Annotated in this window: 13 protein-coding genes; 10 read left to right on the top strand and 3 right to left on the bottom strand. The window is 70.9% G+C overall.

Annotated features, from left to right (window positions below; genetic code table 11):
* Positions 1-47 precede the first annotated feature (47 nt).
* Entirely contained in the window at positions 48-542 is a 495-nt protein-coding gene (locus D3230_RS01220) for a ribose-5-phosphate isomerase (protein WP_202343182.1), read from the top strand.
* 2 nt (positions 543-544) lie between these two features.
* Complete coding sequence (locus D3230_RS01215; RefSeq protein WP_202343181.1) at positions 545-1,543, top strand: DNA-formamidopyrimidine glycosylase family protein; 999 nt, start codon at positions 545-547, stop codon at positions 1,541-1,543.
* 95 nt (positions 1,544-1,638) lie between these two features.
* On the opposite strand, the gene D3230_RS01210 is transcribed toward D3230_RS01215, so the two are convergent.
* Positions 1,639-3,753 (bottom strand): RecQ family ATP-dependent DNA helicase, encoded by a 2,115-nt coding sequence (locus D3230_RS01210; protein WP_202343180.1) that lies wholly within the window; start codon positions 3,751-3,753, stop codon positions 1,639-1,641.
* A 297-nt stretch (positions 3,754-4,050) separates the two neighbouring features.
* Positions 4,051-4,323 carry a hypothetical protein gene (locus D3230_RS01205; RefSeq protein WP_202343179.1) on the bottom strand — a complete coding sequence of 91 codons (273 nt, stop codon included), beginning with the start codon at positions 4,321-4,323 and terminating at the stop codon, positions 4,051-4,053.
* A 221-nt stretch (positions 4,324-4,544) separates the two neighbouring features.
* Here D3230_RS01205 and rplS point away from each other — a divergent pair, with 221 nt between their 5' ends.
* The 8 genes from rplS to murD all read left to right on the top strand — a co-directional run bounded on the left by rplS (position 4,545) and on the right by murD (position 13,849).
* The gene (gene rplS, locus D3230_RS01200; RefSeq protein WP_087015500.1) at positions 4,545-4,892 is read left to right on the top strand and encodes a 50S ribosomal protein L19; all 348 of its coding nucleotides are present in this window, start codon (positions 4,545-4,547) and stop codon (positions 4,890-4,892) included.
* Positions 4,893-5,052: 160 nt separating this feature from the next.
* Positions 5,053-5,784, top strand: coding sequence for a signal peptidase I (gene lepB / locus D3230_RS01195; RefSeq protein ID WP_202343178.1), 732 nt, complete (start codon positions 5,053-5,055; stop codon positions 5,782-5,784).
* Entirely contained in the window at positions 5,777-6,433 is a 657-nt protein-coding gene (locus D3230_RS01190; protein WP_202343177.1) for a ribonuclease HII, read from the top strand. Before lepB ends, D3230_RS01190 begins: the two co-directional genes overlap by 8 nt.
* A 193-nt stretch (positions 6,434-6,626) precedes the next feature.
* Positions 6,627-7,373 carry a ribonuclease PH gene (gene rph / locus D3230_RS01185; RefSeq protein WP_202343176.1) on the top strand — a complete coding sequence of 249 codons (747 nt, stop codon included), beginning with the start codon at positions 6,627-6,629 and terminating at the stop codon, positions 7,371-7,373.
* Positions 7,370-7,990 carry a non-canonical purine NTP pyrophosphatase gene (locus D3230_RS01180; protein WP_202343175.1) on the top strand — a complete coding sequence of 207 codons (621 nt, stop codon included), beginning with the start codon at positions 7,370-7,372 and terminating at the stop codon, positions 7,988-7,990. Before rph ends, D3230_RS01180 begins: the two co-directional genes overlap by 4 nt.
* Positions 7,991-8,107: 117 nt before the next feature.
* Positions 8,108-11,101: an aminotransferase gene (locus D3230_RS01175; protein WP_202343174.1), complete on the top strand. Its 2,994-nt coding sequence runs from the start codon at positions 8,108-8,110 to the stop codon at positions 11,099-11,101.
* Positions 11,102-11,160: 59 nt separating this feature from the next.
* Positions 11,161-12,525, top strand: a complete 1,365-nt coding sequence (locus D3230_RS01170) for a MurL-like N-terminal domain-containing (RefSeq protein ID WP_237466639.1) — start codon at positions 11,161-11,163, stop codon at positions 12,523-12,525.
* On the top strand, positions 12,515-13,849 hold the full coding sequence (gene murD / locus D3230_RS01165; protein ID WP_202343172.1) for a UDP-N-acetylmuramoyl-L-alanine--D-glutamate ligase: 1,335 nt from the start codon (positions 12,515-12,517) through the stop codon (positions 13,847-13,849). Before D3230_RS01170 ends, murD begins: the two co-directional genes overlap by 11 nt.
* Before the next feature lie 583 nt (positions 13,850-14,432).
* On the opposite strand, the gene mgtE is transcribed toward murD, so the two are convergent.
* The gene (gene mgtE, locus D3230_RS01160; protein ID WP_202343171.1) at positions 14,433-15,791 is read right to left on the bottom strand and encodes a magnesium transporter; all 1,359 of its coding nucleotides are present in this window, start codon (positions 15,789-15,791) and stop codon (positions 14,433-14,435) included.
* Positions 15,792-16,046 lie beyond the last annotated feature (255 nt).

The following is a 16,046-nucleotide window of genomic DNA, read 5'->3' as shown; positions in this document are numbered from 1 at the left end:
ACCCGTGAGGGGGCGGTCAGGTGGCGCGCATGGATAGAATTGAGACCATGCGCATCCACGTTGCCACCGACCACGCCGGACTCGAATTCAGCCAGCAGCTGCAGCAGCACTTGAGCTCTCTCGGACACGAGGTGATCGACCACGGTCCCGCCGAATACGACGCCCTCGACGACTACCCGTCCTTCTGCATTAACGCGGCGCTCGGGGTGGCCCGGGACGAGCGGGCCGGGATCGAGGCGCTGGGCGTGGTGTTCGGCGGATCCGGCAACGGTGAGCAGATCGCCGCGAACAAGGTGGCGGGGATTCGCGCGGCGCTCGTGTGGAACGAGTCGACCGCGACACTCGCCCGCGAGCACAACAACGCGAACGTGATCTCCATCGGTGCGCGCCAGCACCCTGTCGAGGACGCGATCCGCTTCATCGAGCTGTTCGTGCAGACCCCGTTCCCGGGTGACGAGCGCCACGTGCGCCGCATCGCCCAGCTCGGCGAGTACGAGCAGACGGGGGCGATCGCCGGCAAGCACGTGGACCAGCTGAGCTAGCCGTGCCTGAGGGGCATTCCGTTCACCGCATCGCGCGGCAGTTCCGGGTCAACTTCGTCGGCACCTCGCCCGAGGTCACGAGTCCGCAGGGGCGCTTCGCGCAGGGCGCTGCGCTGTTGAGCGGCCGCGAGATGACGGACGCGCGGGCCGTCGGGAAACAGATGTTTCTTGAGTTCGCGGGGGATCAGTGGCTGCGGGTGCACCTCGGCATCTACGGTGCCTGGGACTTCGCGGGCGACGTGCGGATCGATCCCTCCATCCAGATCCACGGGCAGACGCCGGGGCACTCCAAACTGGGGCAGACCGGGGAAAATTTGGGGCCGGGCGGCGCTGTCGATCAGGACGGCGAGGACTCGGTGACCTCGATCGGCGCACCGCGTCGCGCTCGGGTGCGCATGGCCGAGGCCGACAAAGCCGGGGAGATCGAGGGGAGTTTCCCGCCCGAGCCGGTTGGGCAGGTGCGCGTGCGGTTGCTGAACGACGCCGTGTGCGCGGATCTCCGCGGCCCCACCGCCTGCGAGGTGCTCACCCCCGCGGAGGTCGACGCCGTGGTGCATCGCCTCGGGCCGGATCCCGCAAACGCCGATACTCCCGCGGAGCGGGCGCGCTTCGTGGAACGCGCGGGAAAGAAGAAGACCCCGATCGGACTGGTCCTCATGGATCAGTCGGTCGTTGCCGGGATCGGCAATGTCTACCGCGCCGAGATGCTGTTCCGGGCCGGGCTCAACCCGCACACCCCCGCGAACACGCTCGATCGCGCCGTGCTTGAGGCGCTGTGGGACGACTGGGCCGCGTTGCTCGAGACCGGGATCACGGTCGGGCAGATGATCACGATCGACGGGCTCGAGGGCGAGGCGTACCAGCGCGCGCTCGTGGAACGCGACGAGCGGCACTGGGTGTACAAGCTTGAGGGAACGCCGTGCAAGAACTGCGGCACGAACATCGTGCTCGAGGAGTTCGGCGCACGCAAGCTGTACTGGTGCCCGAGTTGCCAGCGCTGAGCTGAGCTGAGTTCGCGGCACCCGAGCTTGCGGTGCCGGCGCTCGCGGCACCTGCGCTCGCGGTGCCGGCGCTCGCCGAACGGTGACCGGGGGAGTTATCCCACCGACGCGAGCGCGAAGGGCAGCACCGCGGGTGCTCCGGCCAGGCGCAGTGCGCGCGCCGCGACGGTGAGCGACCACCGACTGTCGACGAGGTCGTCGACGAGCAACAGCGGCCCGGGAGCCTCGGCGACGGTGGCGGCGAGCTCGGGGGAGAGCGTGAAGCGGTCCCATACCGAGGCAAGCCGGAACGCGCTGTTCCCGCCGTGGCCGGTGGCGGGACGCGTCGGATCGGCGCCCAGGCTGCCGAGGAGCGGGAGCCTGCCGCGCTCCGCGATCATCGCGGCGGTGCTCTGCACGAGGCGGGGCCGGGTGAGCGACGGCATGGCGATTACGCCCACGGGCCGGTCGTCCCACGGCCAGTCCTTGAGCGTGTCGAGCACCGCGGGCACGAGGGCGGCGGGGAGTTCCTGATCCGGCGCGCCCGTGGCGAGCAATTCGCGCAGCGGCCCGCCCCAGCCGAGGTCGGTGAGGCGGGCGATCACCCGCCCGGGTTCCGGGCGCTCGGTCACGGCGATGCGCCCCTTCACGGGCACGCCGCGGCGATCCGCACCGGTGGGCCACTGCCCACGCGGCTCGATTGGCACCCCGGTGTGTGCGATCCGGCTGCTCGCCTGCGCTGCGGCGGCGTTCGATACCTTGCTCGGATACCAGGCTCCGGCGCACACGTCGCAGCGCCCGCAGGGGGCGGCGCTCGGGTCGTCGAGTTCGCGTTGCAGCAGTTCCATGCGGCAGCTCGCCCCGCGCTCGTAAGTGATCATTGCGGCCTGCTCGGCCTCACGGGCCGCGGCGATGCGGGCATAGCGTTCCGCGTCATACTGCCAGGGGGCACCGGTGGCGACCCAGCCTCCGGCGACCCGGCGCACCGCGCCGTCCACGTCGAGCACTTTGAGGAGCAGCTCGAGTTGCGTGCGCCGGAGGTCGACGCGCGCTTCCAACGCTGGAGTCGACAGCGGTGGCCCGTCCGGGGCACCCAGGGCCGCGATCACGGCCTCCGCTCGCTCCGGATCCGGCATCGAGGCCGTCGCAAAGTAGCGCCAGATCGCGGCGTCCTCGGGTCCGGGGAGGAGGAGCACATCGGCGTGCGCGGTACCGCGGCCCGCGCGGCCCACCTGCTGGTAGTACGCGACGGGCGAGGACGGGGCGCCGAGATGGACCACGAATCCGAGGTCGGGCTTGTCGAAGCCCATGCCGAGGGCGCTCGTGGCGATGAGCGCCTTCACCTCATTGTTTTTCAGCGCGCTCTCGAGCCGTTCGCGCTCTTCCGGATCGGTGCGCCCCGTGTACGCCACGGCGTTGATTCCGGCGTCGCGTAAGAGCAGCGCCGTGTCCTCCGCCGCGGACACGGTGAGCGTGTACACGATCCCGCTCCCGGTGAGATCCCGCAGATGGGACACGAGCCACCCGAGGCGGGCCTGCGCCGTCGGGAGTGTGAGGCTGCCCAGACGCAGCGAATCTCGCGCGAGCGAGCCGCGCAGCGTCAGCACGTTCTCGCCGAGTTGTTCGACGACGTCCGCCACGACGCGGGCGTTTGCCGTGGCGGTGGTGGCGAGCACCGGAACATCCCGCTCCAGGCTGGCGAGCAGCGCGGCAATGCGCCGATAGTCCGGGCGGAAGTCGTGCCCCCAGTCGGAGATGCAGTGCGCCTCGTCGATCACGAGCAGCCCCATTCGTGCCAGGATGCCCGGCAACTGCTGCTCCCGAAACCGGGGATTGTTGAGGCGTTCGGGCGAGACGAGGAGCACGTCGATCTCGTCGCGGGCCAGCCGCCCCTCGATGTCATCCCACTCTTCGGCGGTGGCCGAGTTGATGGCGGCGGCGCGCACTCCGGCGCGTTCGGCGGCGGACACCTGATCCCGCATGAGCGCGAGCAGGGGGGAGACGAGCAGCGTGGGCCCCGCTCCGCGCGCCCGCAACAGCGCGGTGGCGACGAAGTAGACCGCGGACTTGCCCCAGCCGGTGCGCTGCACCACGAGTGCGCGCCGCCCCTCGTCGACGAGTGCGCTGATCGCCGCGAACTGGCCGTCATGGAACTCGGCCGCCGGGGCACCGGTGAGCTCCCGCAGAACGGCCAGGGCCTGCGCGTGGGTCGGGTGCTCGGGATGTGCCATACCCACGATGATGCCAGCTCCCACTGACACCGGGGCTGGCACGAGTCAGTCCGGGCGGAGCCGGGAGCCGCGCCGAACCGCTCCCCACCTCACCCAATCACTCCCAACCGCACCGAATCACTCCCAACCTCACCGAAACCGACGCAAATTATCTAGACCGAGCCAAATACGCGCGAATGTGACTCGGTCTAGATAATTTGCCTCGGTTGGGCGGGCCAGGAGCGTGCGCGGGCCAGGATCGGGGCGCGCGGGAGGCGGATCAGGGGCAGGGCGAGGCCCGGCGGGGTGCCGTCCGCGTTATCCGAAGGCCGAGAGCATCGCCCACCACGCCACGATCGGGGCCGTCGCGAACGCATAGAGCGCGAGCGCCGCGACGCCGGCCCCGAGCGCGAGCCACGCGACCGCCCCGGAGGTGCCGATAGCCCAGGCCGCGCGTTTGTCGCGTGCGGTCATTCCCGGGGCGTCGACCGGATGCAGGTCGTGCAGATCGAAGCTTTCAGCGACGTCGGTTTCCATCGCTCGGCCGCGCGGTGGCTGTTCCGCGCCCGTGGTGCCCAGCATGCCGTTCATGATCCCGAGTGTAGAGTGGTGCCGCCCGCCGGTCCAGCATCGCGCCACATCGCGCCACACCGAGCCGCAAGCGAGTGCGCACCCCGTGCAAGATGTGTCATAATTGATCCTTGTGCCACGGTGCGGCACTGCCGCGAGGGTCCGCACACACCGTGAGCCTGTACCTCTTTACTTTTTGACATCCGTGTCCCGACTTGCGGCGGGCGCAGAGAGAGAACATCATGCAGAAGCTCGACCACGTCGATGCCGCGTCGCTCAAGAGCGACATTCCCGAGTTCCGCGCCGGCGACACCGTCAAGGTGCACGTCAACATCGTCGAGGGCAACCGCTCGCGTGTTCAGGTGTTCCAGGGCGTTGTGATCTCCCGCCACGGCGAGGGCGTCCGCGAGACCTTCACGGTCCGCAAGATCAGCTTCCAGGTGGGTGTGGAGCGTAAGTTCCCCGTGCACTCGCCCGCGATCGACAAGATCGAGGTCGTCACCCGCGGTGACGTGCGCCGCGCGAAGCTGTACTACCTCCGTGGCCTCACCGGCAAGAAGGCCAAGATCAAGGAGAAGCGCGACGCCTAAGTCACGCCTTTCTGTGGGCGCGATCGCGGACACCGCGTGACACGCCCGTGACGCTTTCAGGCTCCCACCCGACAGGGTATGGGAGCCTGAAGTGTCTGACCCCGAGTTTTCGGGGCCGCCGCCCACTGTGCGTCCCGGCCCCACACCTGAAGGAGCGCGCATGAGCGAGGCTGTGTCCACCGCGGGAGAGCGGAGCCGGCGGGGTGGGTTCCTGGGGTTCGTGCGCGATCTCCTCGTGATCTTGATCGTCGCCTTCCTCGTCTCCTTCCTGCTGAAGACGTTCCTGGTGCGCAGTTTCTATATTCCGTCGGTGTCGATGGAGCAGACCCTGCAGGTGAACGACCGGATTCTGGTCAACCAGCTGGTGCCGGATCTCGTCGACGTGCAGCGCGGCGACGTGGTCGTGTTCAAGGATCCGGGGGGCTGGCTCTACCCGCGTGCGGAGAGCGAGCCGAGCGGGTTCGAGAAAGTGTTGCAGGCGGTGGGACTCGCGGCCGACACGAGCGACGAATACGTCGTGAAGCGCGTGATCGGCGTGGGGGGCGACCGCGTGCAGTGCTGCGACGCTGAGGGGCGCGTGATGGTGAACGGGGTCCCGCTCGACGAGCCGTACATCGTGATCCCGCCGGGGGAGAGCCGCGCCTCGAAAATCGACTTCGACGTCACCGTTCCGGAGAACGCGGTGTGGGTGATGGGCGACAATCGCTACCAAAGCAAGGATTCTCGCTACAACCAGGATCAACCGGGCAAGGGTTTCGTGCCGGAAGAGGAGATCGTGGGCCGCGCGTTTGTGCTGAACTGGCCGCTCAACCGTTTTACCTGGCTGGGCACCCCCGAGGGGACCTTCACCGGCGTGGAGCAGGCGCGCGAGAAGCAGTCGAGCGGTGCCTAACGCGGAAACCGTCTCAAAGGAGCCGACCCTCGACGTCGAGACGGCGCTGTTTGATGCCGGGACCGAGCTCGTAATCGGCCTGGACGAGGTGGGGCGGGGCGCGATCGCGGGCCCCGTGGCCGTGGGCGCGCACGCCGTCCGGGCGGGAACCAAGGAGTTCCCCGCGGGTCTGCGCGACTCCAAGCTGCTGAGCGAGAAGAAGCGTGAGACGATCTATCCGCTCGTGCGCGACTGGGGGGATGGCGCGGTCGGCTTTGCGAGCGCCGAGGAGATCGACGCGCAGGGCATCACCGCGATGCTCGGGGCCGCGGCTCGACGCGCGCTGCTCGCGCTGCACGAGGCGGGCGTGCCGGTGGATCGCGCCGTGATCATTCTCGACGGCGCCCACGACTGGCTGTCGCCGGTGCTGCGGAACCCGCTCAATGTCCGCACCCGCGTGGGCGCGGATCGGGCGTGCGCGAGCGTCGCCGCGGCGTCGGTGCGCGCGAAGGTCGAGCGGGACCTCCTGATGCGCGAGGCGCACGAGGCGCACCCGGACTACGCCTGGGCCTCGAACAAGGGCTACGGCGCGAAGGCGCACTACGCGGGGATCGCGGCCGCCGGCCTCACGGAACTGCACCGCGCGAGCTGGATCAAGGTCGCCCGCTAAAGACGGCCGCCCGAGCCCGTGAGCCCGACCCCGCGAACCCGAGCCCGCGAGTCCGACCCCGCGAGCACGAGCTCGCCAGCCCGAGGCCGCTGTCCGGGGCCTCCGGTAGGCTGGAAGAGCGCACGTTGAGGGCACACGGTGAGCCGTCCCGCCCGGTGTCGCATGCACTGTACGCCACCAGGAAGGCCCACACATGACCGACACTCTGCGGACCGACGGACGCACCCCGGCGCAGATGCGCCCCGTGACCATCGAGCGCGGCTGGAGTGCCCAGGCCGAGGGAAGCGCCCTCATCTCCTTCGGAAACACGAAGGTGCTCTGCACGGCCTCCTTTACCCCCGGCGTACCGCGCTGGCTCTCCGGCAAGGGCACCGGCTGGGTGACCGCCGAGTACTCGATGCTGCCGCGCTCCACGAACGAGCGTATGCAGCGCGAGTCCGTGAAGGGGAAGATCGGTGGCCGCACCCACGAGATCTCCCGCCTGATCGGGCGGAGCCTCCGGGCCGTGATCGATACGAAGGCGCTCGGGGAGAACACGATCGTGATTGACTGCGACGTGCTGCAGGCCGACGGCGGCACGCGCACCGCGTCGATCACGGGCGCGTATGTCGCGCTCGTGGACGCGATCGAGTGGGCACGCGCGCAGGGCCACCTGCCGCGCAACGCGAAGCCGTTGACGGACAGCGTCGCGGCGGTCTCGGTCGGCATTGTCGGCGACACCGCGATGAGCGATCTCGCCTACGTCGAGGATTCCCGCGCCGAGACCGACATGAACGTGGTGGTGACCGGTTCGGGTGCGTTCGTCGAGGTGCAGGGCACCGCTGAGGGCGTGCCGTTCTCGCGCGACGAGCTGAACGAGCTGCTGGATCTGGCGCTCGGCAGCGCGGCGGAGCTCACGGAGCTGCAGCGCGCGGTGCTCGCCGAGGAGCGTGCCGCATGAGTCGCCAGACGATCGTCCTCGCCTCCCACAACGCGCACAAGCTTGAGGAGCTGCGCCGGATCGTCGGCCCGCTGATCCCCGGCGTCGAACTCGTCGGCTATGACGGCCCGGAGCCCGTCGAGACCGGCACGAGCTTCGAGGAGAACGCGCTGCTGAAGGCCCGCGCGGCGGCGGCCCACACTGGCCTGCCCGCGATCGCCGATGATTCCGGCATCGCCGTGGACGTGCTGGGCGGCTGCCCGGGCATCTTCTCGGCCCGCTGGGGCGGCCCCGCACGGAGCGACACTGCCAATGTCGAGTTGCTGCTGTGGCAGCTCAGCGACATCGCGGACGAGCACCGCGCCGCGGGCTTCGTGTGCGCGGCAGCGCTCGTGGTCCCCGAGGTGCCGGGCACGGAAGCGACCGAGGTGTGCGAGCTGGGGGTCTGGCAGGGGAGTGTGCTGCGGGCCCCGGCGGGCGACGGCGGCTTCGGCTACGACCCGGTCTTCCAGCCCGAAGGTGGCTGTCGCTCGGCGGCAGAGCTGACCCCCGCGGAGAAGGATCGGGAGTCGCACCGCACGCGCGCCTTCACGGCGCTGGCTGCGGAGATCAACGCCCGCTACCCCGCAACGGAGTAGCCCCACAAACGCCGGCTTGTGTGGCCCCAGCGCCCGAGCCCGAGTGCCCCGCGAACGCGATGCGCGCACCCAACACACGCACGACCTCACTTCGACACCAGAGATGGAGATCTCACGATGACGGAAGAGCAGACGAGCGGACTGGTGCGTCCCGACGTGTCCCCGGAGGACGCGGTGACCATCGCGCGCGAGTGCTACGGGCTGACGGCGGACGCCACCGAGCTCGGCAGTAACCAGGACCGCAACTTCCTCCTGACGGAGCCGGACGGGACGCGCAGCGTGCTCCGGATCGACAATCCCGTGTTCACGGACGGGGAGCGGGACGGTCAGCACGCCGCGCTCGCGGCGTACCAGGCGGCCGGGGTGCCCGTCGCCGAGGTCCTTCCCGGGACTGATGGTGCACAAACGCAACGCTGGAGTGGCTTTGCGGTGCGCCGAAGCGCCTTCGCGCCCGGGGTTCCGATGGTGGACCTCGGGTATTTCGCGCCCGTGGTCCTCGAAGAGTTCGGCACCCTGGCGGCCGCGTCGGTGTCCGCGCTCGCGGAGCTCAGCCACCCGGGCCTCGACCGCACGCACATGTGGGTCATGGACGTGGCCGCGGAGCAGACCGAGCTGCTCGCGCCCGCCATCGCGGACGCGGGGCTGCGCGAGCGGGTCCTGCGCGCCGCGCGTGACGCGCAGCTGGCGCTCGACGGGGTGGCTGAGGCGCTCCCGCGCCAGGTCATCCACGGTGACCTCACCGACGACAACGTGACGGGCCTGATGGGCGAGGACCGGCGCGTGCACCCGCACACGGTGCTCGACCTCGGGGATCTCGCGGTCGGCTGGCGGGTCGCCGAACTCGCGGTGACCGCGTCTTCGATGCTGCACCACGACCCCGAGCGGCCGCTGCGGCTGCTCGATCTGATCGCCGCGTTCCACCGCGGCGCCCCGCTCAGCGCCGCCGAGGCGCGCGCCGTGTGGCCGCTGATCGTGCTCCGGGCGGCGGTCCTCGTGGCAAGCGGCTGGCGGCAGCTCGAGATCGACGGCGACAACGCCTACGCGCGGGATCGCGTTGCCGGCGAGCAGGCGATCTTTGACGCGGCGACCTCGGTGCCGCTCGCGGAAGCCACCGAGCAGGTGCTCGCGCGGCTCGGCTTCCAGGGTGTGCCCGAGGGCACCGGCCTCGGGCTGCTCGCGGCCCCGGGGACGGGCGTCGCACGGTCTGCGGCCCCGCCACTCCGCGCACTGCTGCCCACGCTCGAGGGCGAGGTCCGGGTGCTGGATCCGGGCGTCGAATCGGAGGCGCTCGACGCTGGCAGGTGGCTCGCGGATGCCGCCGAGGCCGAGCTTGTGGCGGCGGCGCTGACCGCCGACGCCGGTGCCGCGGTGTTCCCCTACGGGGTGTACCGCTTGACCCGCACGCAGATCGACGCGGTCGATGCCGCGGCAACCTGGCCGGTCGACACCGAGACCTGGCTGTCCGCGGGTGGGATCCTCCCGGTGGTGACCCCGCTCGCGGGCCGCGTGGTGGCCGTGGGCCCCGACCGCGTCCGGATCGAAGCGTCGGGCGGCTGGACCCTGGAGGTCCGGGGGCTCGATCCCGCGATCGAGCTCGGCACCGAACTCGCACTCGGCGACGGGATCGGTGATCTCCCCGCGGCGACGGCCCCCCGGCCGCTCGTGGTGGGCCTGCGGCGCGCGGGTGCCGGCGAACCGAATGCTGGCGAGCCGGGCGCGGGTGCCGCGCTGGTCACCCCGGAGCGGGTGCCCGCCTGGGCGCGCTTCAGCCACGATCCGGCGGCGCTCCTGGGCCTCCCGGAGCTCGCGCAGCGCGACGAGGCCGGGGACGAGCTCGCGCGCCGCGAGCAGATCTTCGCGAGCGCCCAGGAACGCTACTACGAGCGCCCCATGCAGATCGAACGCGGGTGGCGCCATCACCTGATCGACACGACGGGCCGCGCCTACATCGACGTGGTGAACAACGTGACCGGGCTCGGCCACGGCCACCCCGGCGTTGCCGACGCGATGCAGCGCCAGGCGCGGATCCTCAACACGAACTCGCGCTTCCTGTTCCGGGAGCTCGCCGAGTACAGCGAACGCCTGCTCGCGCTCCTGCCGGCGGACTCGGAGCTCGACACGGTGCTGCTGGTCAACAGCGGTTCGGAAGCGGTGGATCTCGCGCTGCGCCTCGCGCAGGCGGCGACCGGGCGGCGCACCATCGTGTCCCTGCGCGAGGCCTACCACGGCTGGACCATGGCCTCCGACGCGGTGACCACGAGCGCGTACGACAACCCGTACGCGGCGGAGACCCGCCCGGACTGGGTGCACGTCGCGGACGTCCCGAACCGTTTCCGGGGCACCTACCGCGGAGCGGACACCGGCGCGCGGTACGCGGCCGATCTCGGCGCGGACCTCGACCGGCTGTCGGCCGAGGGGCGCGAGGTCGCCGGGTTTGTGTGTGAGTCGGTGCTCGGCAACGCGGGCGGCGTGATGCTGCCGGAAGGCTACCTCCAGCAGGCATACCAGCGGGTCCGGGAGGCGGGTGGCCTGTGTATCGCCGACGAGGTCCAGGTCGGCTTCGGGCGCATGGGGTCGAGCTTCTGGGGCTTCGAGCAGTCGGGCGTGCGCCCCGACATCATCGCGATCGCGAAGCCGATGGGCAACGGCTTCCCGCTCGGCGGGGTCATCACGTCGAAGCGCATCGCCGACGCCCTCGCCTCGCAGGGGCAGTTCTTCTCCTCGGCGGGCGGGAACCCGCTGAGCTGCCGGGTGGGCCTCGCCGTGCTCGACGCGATGGCCGCCGAGGGGTTGCAGGAGAACGCGCGCGTCGTCGGCGCACGACTCGCCGCGGGCTTCCGCGAGCTCGCCGAGACCCACGACCTCATCGGCCCCGTGCACGGCACGGGCCTGTACCTGGGGGTCGAGCTCGTGCGGGATCGCGAGACGATGGAGCCCGCCGCGGCGGAGGCCGCCGCGATCTGTGAGCGGCTGCGCGAGCTCGGCGTCGTGGTGCTCACCACTTCGGAACGCTCGAATGTGCTGAAGGTGAAGCCGCCGCTGTGCCTCACTCCCGAGAGCGCCGACTTCGTGGTTGCCGCGCTCGGCCGGGTGCTGCGCGAGGGCTGGTAACCGGGACCCGGGGACCCGGGCCGGTGTCGGCTCGGGTCCCCGGTGTAGGCTTGACCGCTATGGGAGACGCGCCGTTTCAGTCCACTCACGCCGTAACGCACTTTGCATGCCAGGAGCCGCGCGTACGCGGTGCCGTGATCGAGCTGCCGAGCGCCGCGCTGGCCGGTGACACGGTCGTCGCGGAGTTCACCGAGGTCATCGAGCTGCCCGCCGCGCTCGACGACGCGGCGGCCGAGCTCGTCGCGCCGACGCTGCGGCTGCTCGCGCTCGCGGTGTCGCTGAGCTACTTCAAGGCGTTCGCGCCCACGCGGTACGTGGTGCCCTCGGGGCTGACCCCGACCGAGCGCACGTTCATCACCGAGCTGCTGCGCAACGGCCTCGGCGAGTTCGCGTTCGTGAACTCGCTGCCCGAGGTCTTCGACACCGAGATCGTGGCCGCCGAGCGGCCCGAGCCGAGCGGCCCGGGCACCCCGTCGGGGTCGCGGCCGGATCCGGCCGGGGAGCCGCGCCGCGCGCTCGTTGCGGTCGGCGGTGGCAAGGACTCCATCGTCTCCATTGAGGCGCTCGCCGGCGCCGGCTACGAGGTCGGCCTGTTCGCGGTGAACCCGAAGACCCCGATGGTGCGGACCGCGGAGGTCGCGGATCAGCCGCTCGTGAGCGTGCGCCGCGCGATCGATCCGGCGCTCCTGGCGCTGAACGCCGCCGGGGCCCCGAACGGCCACGTGCCCGTCACCGCCATCAACTCGCTCATCGCGACGCTGACGGCGCTGGCGCTCGGCTACGACGCTGTCGTGTTCAGCAACGAGGCCGGTTCCTCGTACGGGAACTTCGCGTGGTCCGGTCGCGTGATCAATCACCAGTGGTCCAAGGGCTCCGAGTTCGAGGGGCTGCTTCGGGCCTCGCTGCCGGCCGGCGCGCCCCAGTATCTCTCGCTGCTGCGCCCGCTCAACGAGATCCGGATCGCCCGTCGCTTCGCCAGCTATGCGCAGTACCACGGGGTGTTCACCAGCTGCAATCGCGCCTACCGGATGGCCGCCGACGGTTCGGCCGGCTGGTGCGGGGAGTGTCCCAAGTGCCACTTCATCTTCCTGATGCTCGCCCCGTTCCTGACGCGCCAGGCCCTGCTCGATATTTTCTCGGGGCGCGACCTGTTCGCGGACGAGGCCCAGTACCAGGGCTTCCTCGAGCTGTTCGGGACCGACGGCCTCGTCAAGCCGTTCGAGTGCGTGGGGGAGCCCGACGAGTGCCGCGTGGCGTTGAGCCTGCTGCGCGATCACGACGACTGGCAGGGACACCCCTTCCTCGCGAAGCCGGAGATCGCGGCGCTCGACGCCACGGCGGCGGAGCGAGAGGCCGTGTTCGCGTGGCGTGACGAGGCCCACTTCCTCACCCCGAAGCTGGAGGGCGTTGTTCGTGCGATTTAGTGAGCTGGCGGGCAAACGGCTCGCCATTTGGGGTGCGGGGCGCGAGGGCGCCCGCGCCTACACCGAGCTTGCGGGGGAGGCGGGCTCGATCGAGATCGTCGTCACGGGCGACGGCGCCGCTCCCGTGGACGCCCCGGGCCCCGTGGTCGCGGGCGATCGCGCGTTCGCCGCGCTCCGCGACGCCGACGTCGTGGTGAAGTCGCCCGGGATCCCACACACCTCGCCCGAGTACGCTGCGCTGCGCGACGCCGGGGTGCCCATCACCTCGCTCATGGATCTCTGGCTCACCGAGCACGGCGACCGGGTGATCGCCGTCACCGGCACCAAGGGGAAGAGCACGACGTCCACGCTCGTCACCCATTTCCTCGGCGCGCTCGACGTCACTGCGACCCTCGCCGGTAACGTCGGGATACCTGTGTCCCGCGAGCTGGCCCCCGGACTCGAGGTGGCCGTCGCCGAGGTGTCGAGCTACCAGGCCGCCGAGCTCACCGCCTCGCCGCGCACCGCGGTGCTCACGTCGCTCTACCCGGAGCATCTGCCGTGGCACGGCGGCTACGAGGCGTATGTGGGAGACAAGCTGAACCTCATCGCCCACGGTGCCGAAACCGTGGTGCTGCCCGCGCTCACCGGGGAGCTCGCCGAGCGCGCCCGCGCCCGCGCGGCGGCAACGACTCGCCTCGTGACGCCGGCCGAGCTCGGCATCACGGTCACCGATGACGCGCTGCACTGGGGCGAGGCGGGCACGGTCACGAGCGCGGAGACGACGCTGCGCGGCGCGCACAACCTCATGAACGCGGCGCTCGCCCTCACCGCGGTGTGCGTGCACCGGAGCGTTGCTCCGGCGGACCGGCCGCGGCTGCTCGCCGCGCTCCGGGCATTCGCCCCGCTGGCCCACCGGCTGGAGGTGATCCCCACGACGGATGGCCGCGTGTGGGTGGACGACAGCCTCGCCACCGCCCCGGAAGCCGTCGTCGCGGCCCTCGAGACGTACGCGGATTCCCGGGTCGTGCTCGTTGCGGGCGGTGCCGACCGGGGGCTCGACTTCGGCCCGCTGCTCGCGCACCTGCGCGCCGCCGGAGCGGAGCGCGGCACGCGCGTCGTCACCGTCGGCCCGGCCGGGGCCCGACTGCGCGCGGAGCTCGGACCGGACTTCGCGGCCGAGGCCCCCGGCACCCACTTCGCCGACGCGCTTGCGCGGGCGCGGGAGCTCACGGGCCCGGGCGACGTGATCCTGCTATCGCCCGGGGCCCCCAGTTTCGACGAGTTCGCGGACTACGAGGCCCGGGCCGCCGCGTTCCGCGCCGCCGCCGAGGCGAGCGCCTAGCGCGGCGGCGTCGGCCGATCCGAGACGAGTAGCTCCTCAGCGGAGCGCCAAGGGCCCAACGCATCGAGTGCTTGGGTTCCGAGGTGCAGCTGGGCCATCAACGTCAGTCTCGTGCTTGCCGATGGACAGCACCGCCGGTCAGGGCTCGGACGCGCCGCTGTCGAACCGCTGAAGCGGGCGGCCGCCGAGCTCGGACGGGGCGAGGCGCTGTGCACGATCCACCCGAAGATTCCGCCGAGTCAATGCTTCTTCGGGAAGCTCGGGTCCCGGAGGCATCCGACCCGGGTCCACACACAGTAGTGCCCGCGATTCGTGTTCTTCCGCGAGCTGCACCGGCCCGATGCGGTACCGCTTGGGTGCTCGTCGAGGCGCTCAGTCCCAGTATCACTGTGGGATCGCGGCGCTCCAGCCTGTCGCAGCTCGCTCAATCAGGTGGAGATTCACGGAATCCGAGGAGATTCCCTGCGGCAAACCGGACGTGGCCGCAGGATCTCCGCGGGTTTGGTTGTCGCGGCCGAGCGGCTGAGCGGCTGAGCGGCTGAGCATAGGGAACCGGGACACGCCTGGGGCAGACGGTCCCGGGCTACAGCCCGAGCACGCTCCGCGCGATCAGGAAGTAGATGATCAGCCCGGACGCGTCCACGAAGGTGGAGATGAACGGGTTGGAGAAGACCGCCGGGTCTACCTTCACGGCGCGGGCGAGGAGCGGCATGCAGCCGCCCACGGCCGCGGCAAGCGTGCAGACGCAGAGCAGGGTCAGCCCGATGACCAGGCCGATCTGCGGCGTGTAGGCGATCGCCGCGATGGCGAAGCCGAGCGTGCCCAGCAGGAGCCCGAGCATGCCGCCCGTGCGCAGCTCCCGCGTCAGCACCCGGATGAAGTCACGGGATTGCACGTCGCCGAGCGCGAGCGCGCGCGTCACCGTCGTGGCGGCCTGGTTGCCGGTGTTGCCCCCCGTGCCGATGAGGAGCGGCACGAACAGGGCGAGCACGGTGACCTGCTCGATCGTCGCTTCGAACACCGAGAGCACCTGTACGGTGAGGGTCGCGCCGACGGCGAGCACCAGCAGCCAGACCACGCGCGAGCGGACGAGCGAGCCGACCGGCGTCGAAAGGTAGGGGCGGCGGAGCGGCTCGGTGCCGCCCTGGCGCGCGGCGTCCTCGGACTCCTCGTGCTCCAGGATCCGGATCGCGTCGTCGATGGTGAGCATGCCCAGGAGTCGCTGCTCCCGGTCCACGATCGGCATGGCGAGCAGCTGCAGATCCGCGCAACGCCGTGCCGCGAGCTCCGCGTCATCTTCCGCTGCGGCGGTGTGCGCGGGACTCATGAGGGCGGAGATGAGCGTCTCGCCGGCGGCCCCGAGCAGGCCCCGCAGGCTGACCACGCCCACCACGTGCCGGGAATCGTCGAGCACGGGGATCGTGTAGATCGTCTCCGCATCGTCGAGCCGGGTCCGCACCCGGTCCATCGTCTCTGCAACCGTGAAGCTCTCCCGGGTGGACACGTACTCGAGCGACATCCGTCGCCCCGCGCTGCCCTGCGGGTAGCCGAGGAGGGCTGAGGTGAGGACCCGCTCCTGCTCCGGGAGCCCGCGCAGCAGCCGGGTGGCGAGCGCCGCGGGAACCTCGTCCAGGAGCCACAGCCGATCGTCGTGGTCGAGGTCGGCGAACAACTGGGACACCTCGGCGTCTTGTAGCCCGTGCAGCAGGTCGCTCTGGAGCGGCGGATCGAGCAGCTCGAACACATCCGCGGCGCGATCCTTTGCGAGGAGCCGGTAGATCACGGCCCGCTGTTTGCGGCTCAACCGCTCGAACACGGGCACGAGATCCGTGGGGGTGACGGGCGAGAGGACGTGGGTGAGGGAGGTGAGATCCTGCGCCGCGATCATCTGCGTGATCGTGGTGACGAGCTCATCGGTGGTCTGCGTCTGGGGGAGGGCCATGGCTCATGCTCCTTGCACGGGTGCGCCACGCGTGCGGCGCACGGAAGAGAATCCGGACGCACGACGGATTGCGCGCCCAGGAGGGAGCCGGACACCGCGAGAAACGCTCGTTAGACGTACATTCCCGGGCGGGACACAGCGCGGGGTTCCGCGGGATCCGGCTGCTGACTGCAACTGTCACTGGGCACGGAATCACCTCGCAAAGGTCGGGAACACAGGCACGGGGCCGGAGTGGCCCGCACGAACCCTATCAGC

Source organism: Leucobacter chromiireducens subsp. solipictus (genome assembly GCF_016758195.1).
GTDB classification, from domain to species: Bacteria; Actinomycetota; Actinomycetes; order Actinomycetales; family Microbacteriaceae; genus Leucobacter; species Leucobacter solipictus.
The sequence above is the reverse complement of the archived record's forward strand: the minus strand, read 5'-3'. Positions and strand labels throughout refer to the sequence as shown.

Bases quoted from the DNA above. Each gene is read 5' to 3' on its own strand.
- rplS (WP_087015500.1), top strand. From the start codon at position 4,545: ATGCAGAAGCTCGACCACGTCGATGCCGCGTCGCTCAAGAGCGACATT.
- rph (WP_202343176.1), top strand. From the start codon at position 6,627: ATGACCGACACTCTGCGGACCGACGGACGCACCCCGGCGCAGATGCGC.
- mgtE (WP_202343171.1), bottom strand. From the start codon at position 15,791: ATGGCCCTCCCCCAGACGCAGACCACCGATGAGCTCGTCACCACGATC.
- D3230_RS01220 (WP_202343182.1), top strand. From the start codon at position 48: ATGCGCATCCACGTTGCCACCGACCACGCCGGACTCGAATTCAGCCAG.
- lepB (WP_202343178.1), top strand. From the start codon at position 5,053: ATGAGCGAGGCTGTGTCCACCGCGGGAGAGCGGAGCCGGCGGGGTGGG.
- D3230_RS01175 (WP_202343174.1), top strand. From the start codon at position 8,108: ATGACGGAAGAGCAGACGAGCGGACTGGTGCGTCCCGACGTGTCCCCG.
- D3230_RS01205 (WP_202343179.1), bottom strand. From the start codon at position 4,323: ATGAACGGCATGCTGGGCACCACGGGCGCGGAACAGCCACCGCGCGGC.
- D3230_RS01170 (WP_237466639.1), top strand. From the start codon at position 11,161: ATGGGAGACGCGCCGTTTCAGTCCACTCACGCCGTAACGCACTTTGCA.
- D3230_RS01210 (WP_202343180.1), bottom strand. From the start codon at position 3,753: ATGGCACATCCCGAGCACCCGACCCACGCGCAGGCCCTGGCCGTTCTG.
- D3230_RS01180 (WP_202343175.1), top strand. From the start codon at position 7,370: ATGAGTCGCCAGACGATCGTCCTCGCCTCCCACAACGCGCACAAGCTT.